The organism is Umezawaea endophytica (assembly GCF_025061645.1).
Lineage (GTDB): Bacteria > Actinomycetota > Actinomycetes > Mycobacteriales > Pseudonocardiaceae > Umezawaea > Umezawaea endophytica.
Genome location: NZ_JANYMP010000006.1, coordinates 327,469 through 342,871, shown reverse-complemented (window position 1 = coordinate 342,871; position 15,403 = coordinate 327,469). Strand labels below are relative to the sequence as shown.

Genomic DNA, 15,403 nt, shown 5'->3' with positions numbered 1-15,403 from the left:
CGGCTACCCGGCCCGCAGCGCGTTGTTGATCCGCCGCACCAACCCCGGCCCCTCGTAGATGAACCCGCTGTAGACCTGCACGAGGTCGGCGCCCGCGTCGACCATGCGCAGGGCGTCGTCCGGGCCGAAGATGCCGCCGACGCCGATGATCGGCAGCTTGCCGTCGGTCTCCTTGCTGACGAACCGGACCACCTCGAGGGCCCGCGCGGCCAACGGGCGTCCGCTCAGGCCGCCCGCCTCGCTGGCGAGGCCCTGGTCGGACGGGGCGAGCCCGTCGCGGCCGAGCGTGGTGTTGGTGGCGATCAGCCCGCTGACGCCGTGCTGGTCGCAGACCTCCAGCAGTTCCGCGACGGCGTCGTCGGTCAGGTCCGGCGCGATCTTCACCAGGATCGGCTTGCGGGGCGCGCCGTGGGCCAGTTCGTCCGCCGTCGACGTCAGCTCGCCCAGCAGCTCCGTCAACGCCGTCCGGTCCTGGAGGCTCCGCAGGCCCGGTGTGTTCGGCGAGCTGATGTTGACGGCGAAGTAGTCGCCCCGGCGGTACAGGGCGCGCAGCGAGGCGCAGTAGTCCTCCACGGCCTCCTCGACCGGGGTCACCTTGGACTTGCCGAGGCTGATCCCCAGCGGCACCCTGAGCGGCCCCAGCCGGTCCAGCCTGGCGGCCAGCGCCTGCGCCCCGGCGTTGTTGAACCCCATCCGGTTGATGATCGCTTCGCTCTCGCGCAGCCGGAACAGCCGCGGCCGGGGGTTGCCCGGCTGCGGGTGGCGGGTGACGGTGCCGACCTCGACGAACCCGAACCCCATCGCCGCCCACGCGGGCAGGGCGCGGCCGTCCTTGTCCATCCCGGCCGCGAGCCCGACCGGGTTCGGGAACCGGACGCCGAACACCGTGCGCTCGTTGCGGGCCCCCGTGCCGAACCGCAGCGCCGGGCTCAGCCGCGACAGGGCGGCGAGGGTGGTCTCGTGGACCCGCTCCGCGTCCCCGCCGTGCAAGCGGAACAACGCCTTGCGGATCACGCGCTTGTAGACCACCGAACGACCTCCTGGAAGTAGACCCAGGTCAGCCTACTGTTGGCAGGTCGGGCACCAGTACGAGATCCGCGCCATGTAGTCGTCGCCCTGCGTCTCCACCCTGATCCGGTCACCGCACTTGCGGCACGGCTTGCCGCCGCGCTCGAACACCCAGTGCTGGTGTCCACGCCCGCGCTGCCCGGTGGTGCTCTGCTCCGGCGCCCACGCGTTCGCCAGCAGCAGCTTGCGCGACAGCTTCACCGCCTCGACCGCGTTGACGGCCGACACGGGTGCCCACGGCGACGCGCCGAGCAGGAAGCACACCTCGGTCTTGTAGAGGTTGCCCACGCCCGCCATCACCCGCTGGTCGAGCAGCGCGGGGCCGAGTTGCCGGGTCGGATCCGCCGAGAGCCGCTTGACGGCCTCGTGGAGGTCGGCGTCGGACCAGTTCTCGCCGAGCAGGTCGGGGCCGAGGTGGCCGACGAGCGTGCTCTCCGCGGAGGTGGGCACGAGTTCCATGTCGTGCAGGGCGAACCCGATCGCGATCCGGTTCTCCACCTCGATGATGGCCCGCACCTGGTGGGCGGGCCGCTGCCACTTCTGGCCCGGCCGGTACAGGTGCCAGGCGCCGTCCATCCGGAAGTGGCTGTGCAGGCTCAGCTCGCCGGAGAACCGCATGAGTATGTGCTTGCCGACCGTGCGCACCCCGAGCACCGAACGCCCGCTCAGCGCCCCGGAGGGCAGTCGTGGATGGCGCAGCTCCGCACGGAGCAGCGCTTTGCCCGCCAGCGCCTCGTCGAGGCGGTGGCCTGCCAGGAAAACCGTGTCACCCTCTGGCACTGCTGTCGAACGCCACCTTCAGGCCGAAGCCGATCAGGACGGACGCCGTCAAGCGCTCCGTCCACTCCTTGACGCGCGGCCTGGTGAGCACGACGGCCGCCCGTCCCGCCAACCCGACCACGACGAGCTGCCACACCTGCCCGATGCCCACGTGGATGCCCACCAGCAGCGCCGCCCAACCCGTCGCGCTCGCGTCGGTGGGCAGGAACTGGGGGAGCAGGCTCAGGTAGAACACCCCGATCTTGGGGTTGAGCACGTTCGTGGTGAACCCGATCCGCAACGCCTGCCCAGGTGTCACCCGAACGAGTGGATTCTCTCCCACGACCGTGCGGCCGCGCCATGACCTCCACAGCGCCGACCCGCCGAGCCACAGCAGGTACAGCGCGCCCGCCCAGCGCACCACGTCGTAGGCGAACCGCGAGGCCACCAGCAGCGCCGTCAGGCCGGCGACGCTCGCCGCGCCCCACGCCAGGCAGCCGAGCGTCGTGCCGAACCCGCCGACGACACCCGCCCGCGCACCCCCGCCGAGCACCATGCGCAGCAGCATCATGGTGTCCAGGCCGGGGGTGATCGTCAGCAGGAGCGCGGCGGTGCAGAAGGCGAGCAGGGCGGCACCGCTCACGCGTCGACCGCTTCCTGGATCTCCTCGTCGTCGAAGTCGCGGTGCACGGCCCGGCGGCGGCTGCGGCTGACCCGCAGCACCCGCGCGAGCAGCAGGTTGAACGCCAGCGCGACCTCGCGGGCGCCGGGCGTGCCCCACTCGTGGATCGGCATGCACGCGCCCTGGGCCTGCTGGACGGCGAGGCGGTCCGGGAGCGCGACCGGCATCACCAGCGGGCCGAAGATGTCGCGCAGCTCCTCGATGCGGAACTGGTGCTCGTGCGAGCGCGGGCGGACCCGGTTCACCACGACGCCCAGCGGCTGGAGGTCGGCGTTGTTCTCCCGCTCGTTCTGCACGGCCTCGAACGCCCGCTGCACGCCCGCGACCGCGAACATGGTCGGCTCGGTGATCAGCAGGGCCCGGTCGGCGGCGACGAGCGCGGAGCGGGTGAGCTGGCCGAGCGAGGGCGGGCAGTCGAGCAGCACGAGCTGGTACGGCTGGTCGTCGTCCCGGTCCTTGATCAGCCCGAGTGCTTCGCGCAGCCTGCTCAAGCGGGTCTGACCGGGGTCGGGGTGGTTCAGCGACTCCGCGTCCTCGGAGCCGGACAGCACGTCGACGCCCTCGCCCCACGTGCTCGGCGCGATGGCTCTTTCCAGCACCTCGAGCGTCGGTTCTCGCAGGACGTCGTAGATGGACGCCTCGGTCTCGGCGGGTTCCAGGGTGGAGGTGGCGTTGCACTGCGGATCCAGATCGATCACCAGCGTCCGCACACCCCGGCGGAGCGCGGCCGAGGCGAGACCGAGCGCCACCGTCGTCTTGCCCACGCCACCCTTGAGGCTCAGCACTGCGACCGTATGCACGGGGTGCAGCCTACGGTCTTTACCAGATAGGGGAAGAACATCGGTCGGGCCCCGACAGCCGGCGCGGACGACCGGGAGCACGCTCTACGCTCTACGACCATGCGACCGGACGCCGTACACAGGGTGCTCGACGCCGAGTTGATCGCCGCGCGGGAGCGCCGGGGCGGGGAACCGCCCAGGGTGCTCGACGTCGGCGGCGGCACGGGCGTGTGGGCCGTGCCCCTCGCCGTGGCGGGCTGCTCCGTCACGGTCATCGAGCCCAGCCCGAACGCGCTCGCGGCGCTGCACCGCCGTGCCCGCGAGGCGGGCGTGCCCGATCGCATCACCGCTGTCCAGGGCGACACCGACGCGCTCGGCGACCTCGCGCCCGAGGGCGAGGCGGACCTGGTGCTCGGCCACGGGCTGCTGGAGGTCGTGGACGACGCGGCCGCCGCCGCGTCCGCGCTGGCCGCTGCCGCCGCACCCGGTGGCGCGGTGTCGGTGCTGGTGGCGAACCGGTTCGCGGCCGTGCTGCACCGGGCCATCGCGGGCCGACTGGTCGACGCCCGCCGCCTGCTCGACGACGCCGCGGGCCAGCTCGCGGGCACGAAGGACCCGCTGCTGCGCCGGTTCGACATCGACGGCCTGGAAGCGCTGGTCATCGCCACCGGGTTGAAGGTCGAACTGCTCCAGGGCTACGGCGTGGTGTCGGACCTGGTGCCCGGTTCCGTGCTGGAGTCGAGCCCCGGCGCCGCGGAGGCGCTCGCCGAGCTGGAGCTGGCGGCCGCCACCCGATCGCCCCTTCGGGACGTCGCCGCGCGCCTGCACGTGCTGGCCCGTCGCCCGGCGTGACCTGAAATTTTCTTTCGTAAATCTTGTGAGGAAGGCGTTATTCAGCGACATTAGGACCAGTGAAGGCCGCTGACGTGTCGACGTAGGGATCGGTGGATGGGTTTTGTCGAGGGCCCTCGGGAGCCGGACGACCCGGTCTTAGGGGAACTCTCCAGCCACGACGTCGACCACTACTTCCGGTCAGGCGTGGACGAAGCGCACCGCGTCCGGGTCGACATGCTGCTGCACCAGCACTTCCGCGAACGCGGACTCGCCGACGGGGTGTCCAAGATGGTCCTGAACCAGCTCCTGGGCTACGGCCTGGAGTACGTCAAGGGCCTGGTCCGCTCCGGGGGGATCTTCGCGAGTTCCACCAGGCAGGGGCGCGGGGTCCTGCGGCAGGACGTGCCGCCGCACGACGTCGAGGACCTGTCCAGCGAGGTCGTGTGGGACGGGTACGTCATGTTCTGCGAGCGCGGGCTGCTCGGCGGCAAGTGGTCGCCGTACGACGGCCTGTCGCTCAAGCAGTACTACTCGAACGCCTGCGTCCTGGCCTTCCCGAACACCTACCGCAGGTGGCAGCGGGGCAGGCGGGACTGGGTGGACGTGGAGCTGCTGGACGCCTGGTCGACCGTGGACCAGCTCCAGGCGGACCGGTCGCCGGAGGACACGGTGGTGACCCAGGCGGTGGTGGACTCGCTGTTCAAGCACATCGGGCACAGCGACAGCGCGCTGCTGGCGCTCGTGCGCGGCGGGTACAACCCCGCCGAGATCGGAGAGTTGATGCGGCTCAAGCCCCACACCGTGGAGGTTCGCATCTCGCGGGCCCGCGCGGTCGCCCGCAGGTACCTCAGCCGAGAAGGCGGGCTGTCATGACCCCCTCGTCCTCGATCGACGTCAGCACCGAGCGGCACCGCCGGATCGTCGACACCGAGGGGACGCTCGACGGGTCCTCGCTCGGAGAGGTCGGGGCCGCGAGCCTCGCGAAGCGCGCCAAGGGCACCAAGCTCGACGAACTGCTCGCCCGCGCGGCGACCGTCAAGACCGCTCCGGCCGTCGAGCCGTCGGTTGCGGTGCTGTCCGCCCGGCCGGACGACTTGGCCGTCGAGGTCGCGCTGGCCATCAGCGGCGACCGCCCGGCCGTGGAACGCCTGCTCGGCTCGATCCGCCCGCTCGTGGTCCGCTACTGCCGCGCCCGCATCGGCCGCCAGGAGCGCTCGTTCGCCTCGGCGGACGACGTCGCCCAGGAGGTCTGCCTCGGCGTGCTGACGGCCCTGCCGTCCTACCGGGACCAGGGGCGCCCGTTCCTGGCATTCGTGTACGGCATCGCGGCGCACAAGGTGGCGGACTCGCACCGCGCGTCGGCCCGCAACCGCTCGGAACCGGTCCCGGACGTGCCGGACGGTCCCGAGACCGAGGCCGGTCCGGAGCAGAGGGCGATGCGCGGGGAGCTGTCCCGCGAGATGGCGGCCCTGTTGAAGGTGCTGCCGGACAAGCAGCGGGAGATCCTGCTGCTGCGGATCGTGGTCGGCCTGTCGGCCGAGGAGACCGCCGACGCCGTCGGGTCCACGCCCGGCGCCGTGCGCGTCGCGCAGCACCGCGCGCTCGCGCGCCTGCGCAAGGTGGTCGACCCGGCGGCGGCGCAGGACCGCGTCTGATCCGACCTCCTTGACCAGGCGTTCTCCTGGTCGTGGTCGATTGTGCCGTGGTTCCCGGCCGCAGAAGTGCGGATAATAACCGTGTCATTTATTGAATTCGGCCAATGGTGATGTGCTGCTCGCCGAGTTTCGATACCGGGACGGGTCGCTAGTGCGATATACGTATTTCCTATGGATTGGATTTGCTTAAGAAAATCTCGTGAGTTTCGTCTTGATTGGCGACATGTCTATGGGTGAACGTGGAAATGTCGTCGACGTAGGGATGAGCCGATGGGTGGTCTCCTGGGAAGGTCCAGGAGTCGGGGGTGGGTGGAGGCGTCACCGGTGGGTGCGCGACCCCGTCCGCGAATCGGTGAGCTGCACGCAGGGGATGAATTGGTGAGTGATGCGATTCTCGTGGGTTTCCCGGCGTTTCGCGACGCCGGCCCGCTGAAATGCGGCGAAACCTCGCTGAAGAGCGCACACGCTGTACGCCTGCGCATTTTCAGGGCCCGAACGACCGCTCGTGCGCACATGAACAACAAAGGGGGCCTGTGATGGCGGGTAGTGGAAACGCTGTTATCGGGGCTGATCGTCCGTCCCGCAACGACCTCCGTTTCGGATCGGTGGCCGGAACTCCGGAGGCCGCGGTCGAACGCGAACCGGAAACCCGCCAGGACGACATCGCCGCGGACGTCGCGGCGGCGATGAAGGGCGACCGGAAGGCGCTGGAAGTCCTGCTGGGCGTGGTCCGCCCATTGGCGATCCGCTACTGCCGCGCCCGCATCGGCCGCCAGGAGCGCTCGTTCGCCTCGGCGGACGACGCGGCGCAGGAGGTCTGCCTCGCCGTGCTGAAGTCCCTGCCGTCGTACCGCGACCAGGGGCGTCCGTTCCTGGCGTTCGTGTACGGGATCGCGGCGCACAAGGTCGCCGACGCGCACCGGGCGTCCTCGCGCAACCGCTCGGAGCCCGTCGCGGACGTGCCGGACGTGCCCGAGACCGACGCGGGCCCCGAGCAGCAGGCCCTGCGCGGGGAGCTGTCGCGGGAGATGGTCGAGCTGCTGAAGGTCCTGCCGGACAAGCAGCGGGAGATCCTGCTGCTGCGGATCGTCGTCGGCCTGTCCGCCGAGGAGACCGCCACCGCGCTCGGGTCGACCCCCGGAGCCGTCCGCGTGGCCCAGCACCGGGCGCTGACCAAGCTGCGCAAGACGATGCCGCCGGACCGGATGCGGTAAGACAAGGGGCATGAGCGGTTCCCGTCGGTTCTACGACGACCTGGCGGCCACCTACCACCTGATCTTCGGCGACTGGGACGCGAGCATCGCCCGGCAGGCCTCCGCGCTGTCACCGCTGCTCGCGCCGGGCTCGCGGGTGCTGGACTGCGCCTGCGGCATCGGCACGCAAGCGCTTGGCCTCGCCGCGCTCGGCCACCCCGTGACGGGCTCGGACCTGAGCCCGGTCGCCGTGGCGAGAGCGGCGAGGGAAGCCGCCGCCCGGTCGTTGGCGCTGCCGGTCGTCGCGGCGGACATGCGGGCGCTGCCGTTCGCGGCGGGGAGCTTCGACGTCGTGCTGGCGGCCGACAACGCCGTGCCGCACCTGCTGACCGCCGCCGACGTCGGGGCGGCGGCGCGGGAGATGCGGCGGGTGCTGCGGCCCGGCGGCAGGCTGGTGCTCTCCACCCGCGACTACGACGCCCTCCGCCGCGACCGGCCGCTGTCCACACCGCCGCAGCGCAACGCCGACGGCACCGTCACGTTCCAGTTGTGGACCTGGAACGCCGACGGCACCCACTACGACCTGGAGCACTTCCAGGTCGAGCCGCGCGGCGGCGGGTGGACCACGTCGGTCCGGCGGGCGAGCTACTGGGCGATCACCCGCGCCGAACTGGGTGGGCTGCTGGTCGACGCGGGCTTCACCGACGTGCGCTGGCCGGACACGGACTTCTTCCAGCCCGTGATCAGTGCTGCCAGCGGGTGACGGCGACCACCTCCTCCGGCGTCGAGTCGGCGAACAGTTCGACCTCGCCGCGCCGCACGTCCACGATCGTCGCCACCAACTCCCGACCCAGGGCGTCGTTCAGCACCTGGTCCGACTCCAGCGCGTCCGCCGACTCCTTCAGCGACGACGGCAGCCGCGGCACGTCAGGCAGCCTGGCCGGGTCGACGTCGAGCGGGTCGGGCAGCTCGCCGCCGCCCGCCAGCCCGGCGGACAGCACCGAGGCGATCACCAGGTACGGGTTCGCGGACAGGTCGAACGACTTGACCTCCAGGTTGGCGTTCGCGCCGCTGACCAGCCGCAACGCCGTCTCGCGGTTCTCGAGGCCCCATGCGGCGTACGGCGCCGACCAGTGCGACGGCACGAGCCGCAGGTAGCTCGCCACCGACGGCGACCCGATCGCCGTGAGCGCGGGCAGGTGCTCCAGGACGCCCGCGGTGAACCGCTCGGCCTCGCGGGACAGCCCGAACCGGCCCTCGCCGCCGGTGAACAGGTTCCGGCCGTCGCGCCACAGGCTCAGGTGCAGGTGGCCGCCGTTGCCGACGCCGTCGGCCATGACCTTCGGCGAGAACGACGCCCGCATCCCGTGCCGCACCGTCACGGCCCGGATCGTCTCGCGCACCAGCACCGCCGTGTCGGCCGCCGCGACCGGGTCGGACGGGGCCGTGGACACCTCGAACTGGCTCGCCGCGTACTCCGGGTGGAACTGGACGACCCGGACGTCCTGCGCGACCAGCGCGCGGATCACCTCGGCGCAGTAGTCGGACAGCTCGACCTGCCGGGCGTGGCCGTAGGCGGGGCCGGTCGTCGCGGGCACGAAGTCGTCCGTGCCGCCCTTGCCGACGACCCACTCGAGCTCGAACCCGGCCTCGGCGGCGAACCCCGCGTCGGCCAGCCGCTCGACCGCCGCCTTCGCCGCTAATCGCTGGTCGAGCGCGTAGGGCCGTCCGTCCTGGTGGTAGCGGTCGGCGGGCGCCCACGCCCAGCCGGGCTGCGCGGCCAGCGCGGTCAACCGGCTCAGGTCCGGGTGCAGCCGCAAGTCGCCCACCGGGCCGCCGACGAACCGGCCGTCGATGATCGAGTCCTGGAGCAGGAACACGTCGAACGACGGCGAGGCGCCGACCGCGCCGCCCAGCTCCTTCAGCGGCACCGACTTCACCCTGGTGACGCCGCTGTTGTCGACCCAGGTGACTGCCACGGCCACGACGCCGAGTTCTTCGAGATGTGCGGTGTCCATGACACACATGCTGCTACAACGGGAGGATGCTGTCCTTCGTATCGGACTTGAGGCTGGTGGACCACCACTGCCACGGCGTGCTGCGCGACGACGTGGACCGCGCGGGCTTCGAGGGGATGCTGACCGAGGCCGACCGGACCAGTCCGCTGGGCACCAGCCTGTTCGACTCCTCGATCGGCCTCGCGGTGCGCCGCTGGTGCTCGCCGGTGCTGGACCTGCCCCCGCACGCCCCCGCCGACGAGTACCTCGCCAGGCGCAGGTCGCTCGGCGCGGCGGACGTGAACAGGGCGTTCCTGATGGCGGCGGACGTCGACACCTACCTGGTCGACGGTGGTCTGTCGCCTGACCTGCTGCTGGACCACCGCGAACTGGCGGCCGTCACGGGAGCGGTCTCGTTCGAGGTCGTCCGGCTGGAGTACCTGGCCGAGCAGGTCGTCTCGGCAGGCTGCACTGCGTCCGGGTTCGCCGACGCCGTTCGAGCCCGACTGGACAGCTCGACCGCCGTGGGCGCCAAGTCCATCGCCGCCTACCGCGTCGGCCTGGCCCTGCGCCCGGAGCGGCCCACCGCCAAGGAGGTCGCCGACGCCGCGGGCCGCTGGCTGGCGTCCGGCGGCCGGTGCGCTGACGAGGTCCTGACGCGCTTCCTGGTGTGGGAGGCACTGGACCGACGGCTGCCCGTCCAGTTCCACGTCGGTTACGGCGACTCCGACGCCGACCTGCACCGCTGCGACCCGTTGCTGCTGACCGACCTCCTCCGCGCCACCGCGGGCCTCGGCGTGCCGATCATGCTGCTGCACAACTACCCGTTCCACCGGAACGCGGGCTACCTGGCCCAGGTGTTCCCGCACGTGTTCGTCGACCTCGGCCTGACCACGCACAACGTCGGCCACCAGGCGAGCAGGCTGCTGGCCGAGGCGCTGGAGATCGTGCCGTTCGGCAAGTTCCTGTTCTCCACCGACGCCTACGGCCTGGCCGAGCTGTACCACCTAGGCGTGCTGCTGTTCCGCCGCGCGCTGTCCGACTTCCTGACCGCCGCCATGGCGTCCGGCGACGTGGTGGAGGCTGACGCCATCCGGATCGCTCACCTGATCGGGTACGAGAACGCGCGCCGCGCCTATCGTTTGGACTAGAGTATCGAACGGGCGTTCGAACGATGGAGGTTGAGCTGTGGGGCGGAGCGCGAACCTGCCGCGCGGCTTGGTCGACCGCTTCATCGCGCGCGACGGCCGCTGGCCCGACGACACCGGCTGCCCGATGCTGCACGTCGACATGGATGCGTTCTACGCGGCCGTGGAGATCCGCGAACGCCCGGAGCTGCGCCACAAACCCGTCATCGTCGGCGGTGTAGGCAACCGCGGCGTCGTCTCCTCGGCGAACTACATCGCCCGCGAGTTCGGCGTCCGCTCAGCCATGCCAACGGCCCACGCCAGACGCCTGGCCCCGCACGCCGTCTTCCTCCCACCCAGCTTCGGCCTCTACCAGGAGACCTCACGCGGCGTCATGGCGATCTTCCGCGACATCTCACCGCTGGTGGAGCCGCTGAGCCTGGACGAGGCGTTCATCGACGTCAGCGGCGCCCTGCGCCGGATGAACGCCACCTCGGGCACCATCGCCGCCCTCATCAGGACCCAGGTGCAGGCCGCCTACGGCATCACCTGCTCCGTGGGCGTGGCACCGACCAAGTTCCTGGCCAAGCTGGCGTCGGGCATGTGCAAACCGGACGGCTTCATGGTCGTCCCGAAAACCTCGATCCTCGACTTCCTGCACCCGCTGCCAGTCTCCGCACTGTGGGGCGTAGGCAAGAAAACCGCCGAACAACTGGACCGCGTGGGCCTGGAAACCGTAGGCGCAATCGCCGCCACCCCACTTCCCCGCCTACGCAAACTCCTGGGCGTGGCCCTGGCCGAACACCTCCACGCCCTCTCCCAGGGCCACGACGACCGCGCGGTGGAACCGGAGTCCAAGGAAAAGTCCATCGGAGCCGAGGAAACCTTCGAGGTAGACCACTTCGACCGCACCCTCCTCAAACGCGAACTCCTACGCCTGGCAGAACGATCAGCCAGCCAACTACGCGCCAAGGGCCTACGCAGCCGCACAGTCTCCATCAAGGTCCGCTTCTCGGACTTCTCCACCATCACCCGCTCCCGCACCCTCCAGGTACCAACAGACCTCACCCACGAGGTCTACGCCACCACCTGCACCCTCCTGGACGACCACGTCCCAGACGGCGCCGTCCGCCTGATCGGCGTCAGGCTGGAACAGTTGGTGGAAGGCGACACCGGCGAACAGTTGATGTTCGACGCCCCAGAACGAGGCTGGCGAGAAGCAGAACAAGCAGCAGACCAGGCCCGCACCAAATTCGGCAAAACCGCAATAGGCCCAGCCTCCCTACTAGGAACCCAACCCCGCCGCTCAGGCCAAACAAAACCAAAACCAGACAGCTAACACCCCAGAACCAATACCCACCACATCGCACCACGCTGAGACAAAACGGGCTCAAACCCTAGGGCGTCGACTCAGGACCCAGCCCTAGCCCCGCCCCCGGACCAGGCGCTGCCCTCACCCCTCCCGACCCCAACCTGGCCCTAGACCTGGACCTTCGGGCTGAACCAGCGCTCACCGGACCACAAACCAGACCTCACAACCAGGACCCACCAACCTGACCAACAGGAACCCAGCCGCAGCCCAAACCTTCCCAACCACCCACCCACAGAACGGGCCCAATCCAACCGTGGCCGATTTTACTTGGGGGATTTGCCCCTTAAACTAGCGCCGGGCGGCAGCTTCACCCTCCGCCCTTTCTTGCCCGGCGAAGGGGCAAATCTAGGGGCCCCAAGTCAAATCGGCCACCCCACCACCAAACCCGCCCCCCACGCCGGAACCGCAGCCCCCACCGAAAACCGCCCCCACCCGCCCCCCACGGAAACCCAAGCCCCCACCAGACTGGACCGTTCAGCCCCCCACCCCACCCACCACAACCCGCTAATCGGGTACCACCCACCCAACTTCCACCCACAACCCAACCCTCTGCTGCACCCTGACCTGATGGAATCCGAGGTGCTGCGGTTCTGGGGGCTGCTAGACCCCGTCGGCCAAGCCCTGCTGGACGCGGTAGGCACCACCCGCGACTACGACCCAGGCGCGATCGTCTGCCACGAAGGCGAGCCCTCCCAACACGTCCTGGTGGTCCGCCGCGGCCTCATGCGAGTAACAGCCATCTCCCCAGGCGGCCACGAAAAGGTCCTCGCCATCCGCGGCCCAGGCGACATAGTCGGCGAACGCTCCGCCGTGGACGGCCTCCCCAGATCCGCCAGCGTCCGCGTCCTCGGCGAGGCCTCCGCACTCGTGATCGCCCAAGCCCGCTTCACCGACCTCTGCCGCCAACAGCCCAGAATCGCCTGGGCCGTCCTCACCGTCGTCGTTTCCCGCCAACGGGACGCCGACCGCCAACGCATCCAGTTCAGCGGCACCTCCACCCAACGCGTGGCCGCCGTCCTCTTGGACGTAGCGCTCCACCGAGGCGTCGGCTCAGCAGGCGCGGTCGCACTCAGCCAGGAAGAACTGGCGAGCGCCGCGGGCACATCCCGAGAATCCCTCGTCCGCGTCCTCCGCCTGCTGCGCCAACAGGGCATCGTCCGCACCGGCAGGCGCCGAATCGACATCCTCGCCCCAGACCGCCTCTACGACCTGGTCGGCTGATCCCACGTTCTGCGGCATCTGACGCGGAACCTCCGCCGATTCGAGCCTAGAAACAAGGGAGTCACCGAACCCAGGGGGTCTCCCGACATGACCAGGCAGCAGATCGAACGACTGGCCACCACGATCATCTTCACCATCCTGCAAGTGGGCGCGACCGTCGTGCTCCTCGTGCAGTTGAACGCGTCCGGCATCCTCGCCGCAGCAGCGGCCCTGGTGATGGCGGGCGGGCTGGTGGCCGTGCACGACGCGTGGCGCGAGTTCCGCAACACCACCTCGAAGGACATGACCGAGGAACGCGATCTCGTCAACTCATGAAGGCCGAGTTGTCCACAGCCCCACCACTTATCCACAGTTCGCCAAGACCCAGTGGACGGCAGAACAACCCCGGCCGAAAGTAGACCCATGCCCCCCACGAACCGAACACTGATCGACCTGGACGCACTGGCCACGCTGTTCCGCCACGGCGTGGCCACCGTCGTGGAACTCCTCCACCTCGGCCTGTCCTCCACCCTCCTGCACCTGCGCTGCGGTCGCGGCGGCCCGTGGCAGTACCTCCTACCGGGCATCCTGCTGCTCAGCGGCTCACCACCGACCAGAACGCAACGAGTCCAAGCGGCCCTCCGCTACACGGGCCCGCACACCCTCCTCACCGGCTTGGACGCCTTGCACCTGCACGGCATCCGAGCCGTCCCAGCCACAGGCCCCGTCCACGTCCTGATCCACCACCGCCGCCGAATCCAAGCACCACCGGAACTCCGCGTCACCCGCACCCGCGGCCTACCGAACCCGATGCTGCGCAACAACTTCCTCACCGCCCCACCAGCCAGAGCAGCCTTGGACGCGGCCCGCCACCTCACACCAGCAGCCCAACGGGCAGTACTGGCCGAAACCATCCGAGCAGGCACAGACCCCACCACCCTGCACCCCAGAGCCAGCCCCACCGTTCGAGCAGCACTGACCGCCCTACCCCCAGGCCCAACGGAAGCCATCACCAGATCCGGCCTACCCCTACCGCGATGGCACATCCCACTGCACACCTCAGACGGCCGCCCACTGGGCACAGCAGACGCGTGGTGGAACACCCTCGGCCTCGCCTGGCAGTTCCGCACCCCCACCAGACCGGACCACCTCACAGCAGCAGGAGTACTGGTGGTCCGCACCACCCCAAACCAACCACCGGCCTCAGTAGCCGCCCAACTACACCGAGCAGCAACCCAAGCCACCACCCGCCCCCGCCCAGACGTCATCGCAGGCTGAGCGCCCCCAACGCCCACCGCCACCAACCGCTTCCCACAACGTCCGCGATGCCCGCGCCCGCCGACCTACCCCACCAACCGCAGAGAGGCGCCCACCCACCAACCCACTTGGGCTGACCAGCTACCAACCCACTTGGGCTGACCAGCTACCAACCCACCTGGGCTGAGCACCCACCGACCCACCTGGCTGACCAGCCACCGACCCACCTGGGCTGATTGCCTTCACCGCCAACCTGGCCGCGACAGCTCCCGGCCAGCCCACTGACCGTCGCCGCGCTGCCGTCACCCAACCTGGCCGCTACAAGCCATGGCCGACCCACTGACTGCCGCCGTGACCCGACCTCGCCACCGTCGATCATGTCTGCCCCACTGGCCGCCACCCGTGATGCCGCCACCCGCCCAGGCCACTGCGGATCATGGCTCACCCACCGGCCACCACCTCGACCCTGCCAATCGCCTCGGGCCACCACGAAGACGTCGACACCGACACCGACACCGACCCACCTACCGCCCCGAACCTGGCCTGCCGACCAACACCCCAAACCAACCGGAGGTGATCTCCCCAAGCTTTCCCGCAGCCGCGATTCGACCTCGCAGACCCGACCCGCTGGCCACTCACGGCAAGATCGCGCCGACCTGCGATCAATTTTTCGGCGGAAGTTGTCGCCGTTACGCCATCGGGGTGACCTGCCGACGTGGGCTCAGTAGTCGACCCGGTTCACCGGTTCCAGATGCGAAGAAGGGGCTACACCTGCACAAATGCGGTTACGCGCGGTTTCGATACAGGTCCTGCGAGTCACCTCACGGCGGTCTGACCATTGACCCGTGAGGATGATGGTGACAGAACCAACCGCTTGGGACCCCGGACTGGGTAGTCGGCGGGCTCTGCGGATCGTATCCTGGGGGATGACGCCCCCAGGGGGGGCGTCCGCCGGGACCGGCGGCAACCGTGAACACCCGGCGCCCGCGACCGCTGTGCCGGAGGAGGAGCCATGCCACTCTCCGAGCACGAGCAGCGACTGCTCGACCAGATCGAGCGCGCGCTCTACGCCGAGGACCCGAAGTTCGCATCTACCGTGCGCGGCGCCAAGCTGCGCAAGCCGTCCCGACGGCGTCGCATCCAGGGCATCGCTTTGTTCGCCGTGGGTGTGGCACTGCTCGTAACGGGTGTGATGTTGCCGAAGCTCGCTGGTATCCCGGTGGTGAGCGTGGTCGGCTTCCTGTTGATGTTCTTCGGCGTGCTGATCACACTGACGACACTTCGTCGAGGTGATCAGGGTGCCGAAGAAGTGGATCAGGAAGGCAGCCGGCCCAGCCGCAGCCGCAGCTCGTTCTCACAAAAGATGGAAGAACGTTTCCGTCGCCGCTTCGAGGACGAGTAGAACTCCGAACCGAAGAACCACACCGCGCGCCCGCCCCACCAGGGGCGGGCCGCGGTGTCTTCACGCGCCCAAACCGAC

The 15,403-nt window shown here is 69.9% G+C and carries 16 protein-coding genes; 11 read left to right on the top strand and 5 right to left on the bottom strand.

The window, feature by feature from the left end:
* Positions 1-3: 3 nt before the first annotated feature.
* The 4 genes from NZH93_RS16075 to NZH93_RS16060 are packed head-to-tail and all read right to left on the bottom strand — an operon-like array spanning position 4 to position 3,309.
* Positions 4-1,029, bottom strand: a complete 1,026-nt coding sequence (locus NZH93_RS16075; RefSeq protein ID WP_259623869.1) for a quinone-dependent dihydroorotate dehydrogenase — start codon at positions 1,027-1,029, stop codon at positions 4-6.
* Between the two features lie 33 nt (positions 1,030-1,062).
* Complete coding sequence (locus NZH93_RS16070; protein WP_259623868.1) at positions 1,063-1,848, bottom strand: DNA-formamidopyrimidine glycosylase family protein; 786 nt, start codon at positions 1,846-1,848, stop codon at positions 1,063-1,065.
* Complete coding sequence (locus NZH93_RS16065; RefSeq protein ID WP_259623867.1) at positions 1,835-2,470, bottom strand: LysE family translocator; 636 nt, start codon at positions 2,468-2,470, stop codon at positions 1,835-1,837. The genes NZH93_RS16070 and NZH93_RS16065 overlap by 14 nt, the downstream gene beginning before the upstream one ends.
* Positions 2,467-3,309 (bottom strand): ParA family protein, encoded by an 843-nt coding sequence (locus NZH93_RS16060; protein WP_259623866.1) that lies wholly within the window; start codon positions 3,307-3,309, stop codon positions 2,467-2,469. The genes NZH93_RS16065 and NZH93_RS16060 overlap by 4 nt, the downstream gene beginning before the upstream one ends.
* A gap of 99 nt (positions 3,310-3,408) precedes the next feature.
* Here NZH93_RS16060 and NZH93_RS16055 point away from each other — a divergent pair, with 99 nt between their 5' ends.
* The 5 genes from NZH93_RS16055 (at position 3,409) to NZH93_RS16035 (ending at position 7,733) form a co-directional block, all read left to right on the top strand.
* Positions 3,409-4,140 (top strand): class I SAM-dependent methyltransferase, encoded by a 732-nt coding sequence (locus tag NZH93_RS16055; protein WP_259623865.1) that lies wholly within the window; start codon positions 3,409-3,411, stop codon positions 4,138-4,140.
* A gap of 96 nt (positions 4,141-4,236) precedes the next feature.
* Positions 4,237-4,995 carry an RNA polymerase sigma factor gene (locus NZH93_RS16050; protein WP_259623864.1) on the top strand — a complete coding sequence of 253 codons (759 nt, stop codon included), beginning with the start codon at positions 4,237-4,239 and terminating at the stop codon, positions 4,993-4,995.
* 200 nt (positions 4,996-5,195) lie between these two features.
* Positions 5,196-5,777, top strand: coding sequence for a sigma-70 family RNA polymerase sigma factor (locus NZH93_RS16045; RefSeq protein WP_259623925.1), 582 nt, complete (start codon positions 5,196-5,198; stop codon positions 5,775-5,777).
* Between the two features lie 605 nt (positions 5,778-6,382).
* A complete protein-coding gene (locus tag NZH93_RS16040; RefSeq protein WP_259623863.1) occupies positions 6,383-6,991 on the top strand; it encodes a sigma-70 family RNA polymerase sigma factor in 609 nt (202 codons plus the stop codon).
* A 10-nt stretch (positions 6,992-7,001) separates the two neighbouring features.
* Positions 7,002-7,733: a class I SAM-dependent methyltransferase gene (locus NZH93_RS16035; protein WP_259623862.1), complete on the top strand. Its 732-nt coding sequence runs from the start codon at positions 7,002-7,004 to the stop codon at positions 7,731-7,733.
* Here NZH93_RS16035 and NZH93_RS16030 read toward each other — a convergent pair.
* Positions 7,714-8,988: a glutamine synthetase family protein gene (locus tag NZH93_RS16030; protein WP_259623861.1), complete on the bottom strand. Its 1,275-nt coding sequence runs from the start codon at positions 8,986-8,988 to the stop codon at positions 7,714-7,716. The two genes, NZH93_RS16035 and NZH93_RS16030, sit on opposite strands and share 20 nt — an antisense overlap.
* Positions 8,989-9,014: 26 nt before the next feature.
* Between NZH93_RS16030 and NZH93_RS16025 the strand changes: the two genes are divergently transcribed.
* The 6 genes from NZH93_RS16025 (at position 9,015) to NZH93_RS16000 (ending at position 15,325) form a co-directional block, all read left to right on the top strand.
* Positions 9,015-10,118, top strand: a complete 1,104-nt coding sequence (locus tag NZH93_RS16025) for an amidohydrolase family protein (protein WP_259623860.1) — start codon at positions 9,015-9,017, stop codon at positions 10,116-10,118.
* A gap of 37 nt (positions 10,119-10,155) precedes the next feature.
* Positions 10,156-11,433 (top strand): DNA polymerase IV, encoded by a 1,278-nt coding sequence (locus NZH93_RS16020; protein WP_259623859.1) that lies wholly within the window; start codon positions 10,156-10,158, stop codon positions 11,431-11,433.
* 600 nt (positions 11,434-12,033) lie between these two features.
* Positions 12,034-12,687, top strand: a complete 654-nt coding sequence (locus NZH93_RS16015) for a Crp/Fnr family transcriptional regulator (protein ID WP_259623858.1) — start codon at positions 12,034-12,036, stop codon at positions 12,685-12,687.
* An 87-nt stretch (positions 12,688-12,774) separates the two neighbouring features.
* Positions 12,775-13,002: a hypothetical protein gene (locus tag NZH93_RS16010; protein WP_259623857.1), complete on the top strand. Its 228-nt coding sequence runs from the start codon at positions 12,775-12,777 to the stop codon at positions 13,000-13,002.
* A gap of 87 nt (positions 13,003-13,089) precedes the next feature.
* Positions 13,090-13,944 (top strand): hypothetical protein, encoded by an 855-nt coding sequence (locus NZH93_RS16005; RefSeq protein WP_259623856.1) that lies wholly within the window; start codon positions 13,090-13,092, stop codon positions 13,942-13,944.
* Positions 13,945-14,935: 991 nt separating this feature from the next.
* Positions 14,936-15,325: an SCO2097 family morphological protein gene (locus NZH93_RS16000; RefSeq protein ID WP_259623855.1), complete on the top strand. Its 390-nt coding sequence runs from the start codon at positions 14,936-14,938 to the stop codon at positions 15,323-15,325.
* The last annotated feature ends 78 nt before the right edge of the window (positions 15,326-15,403 follow it).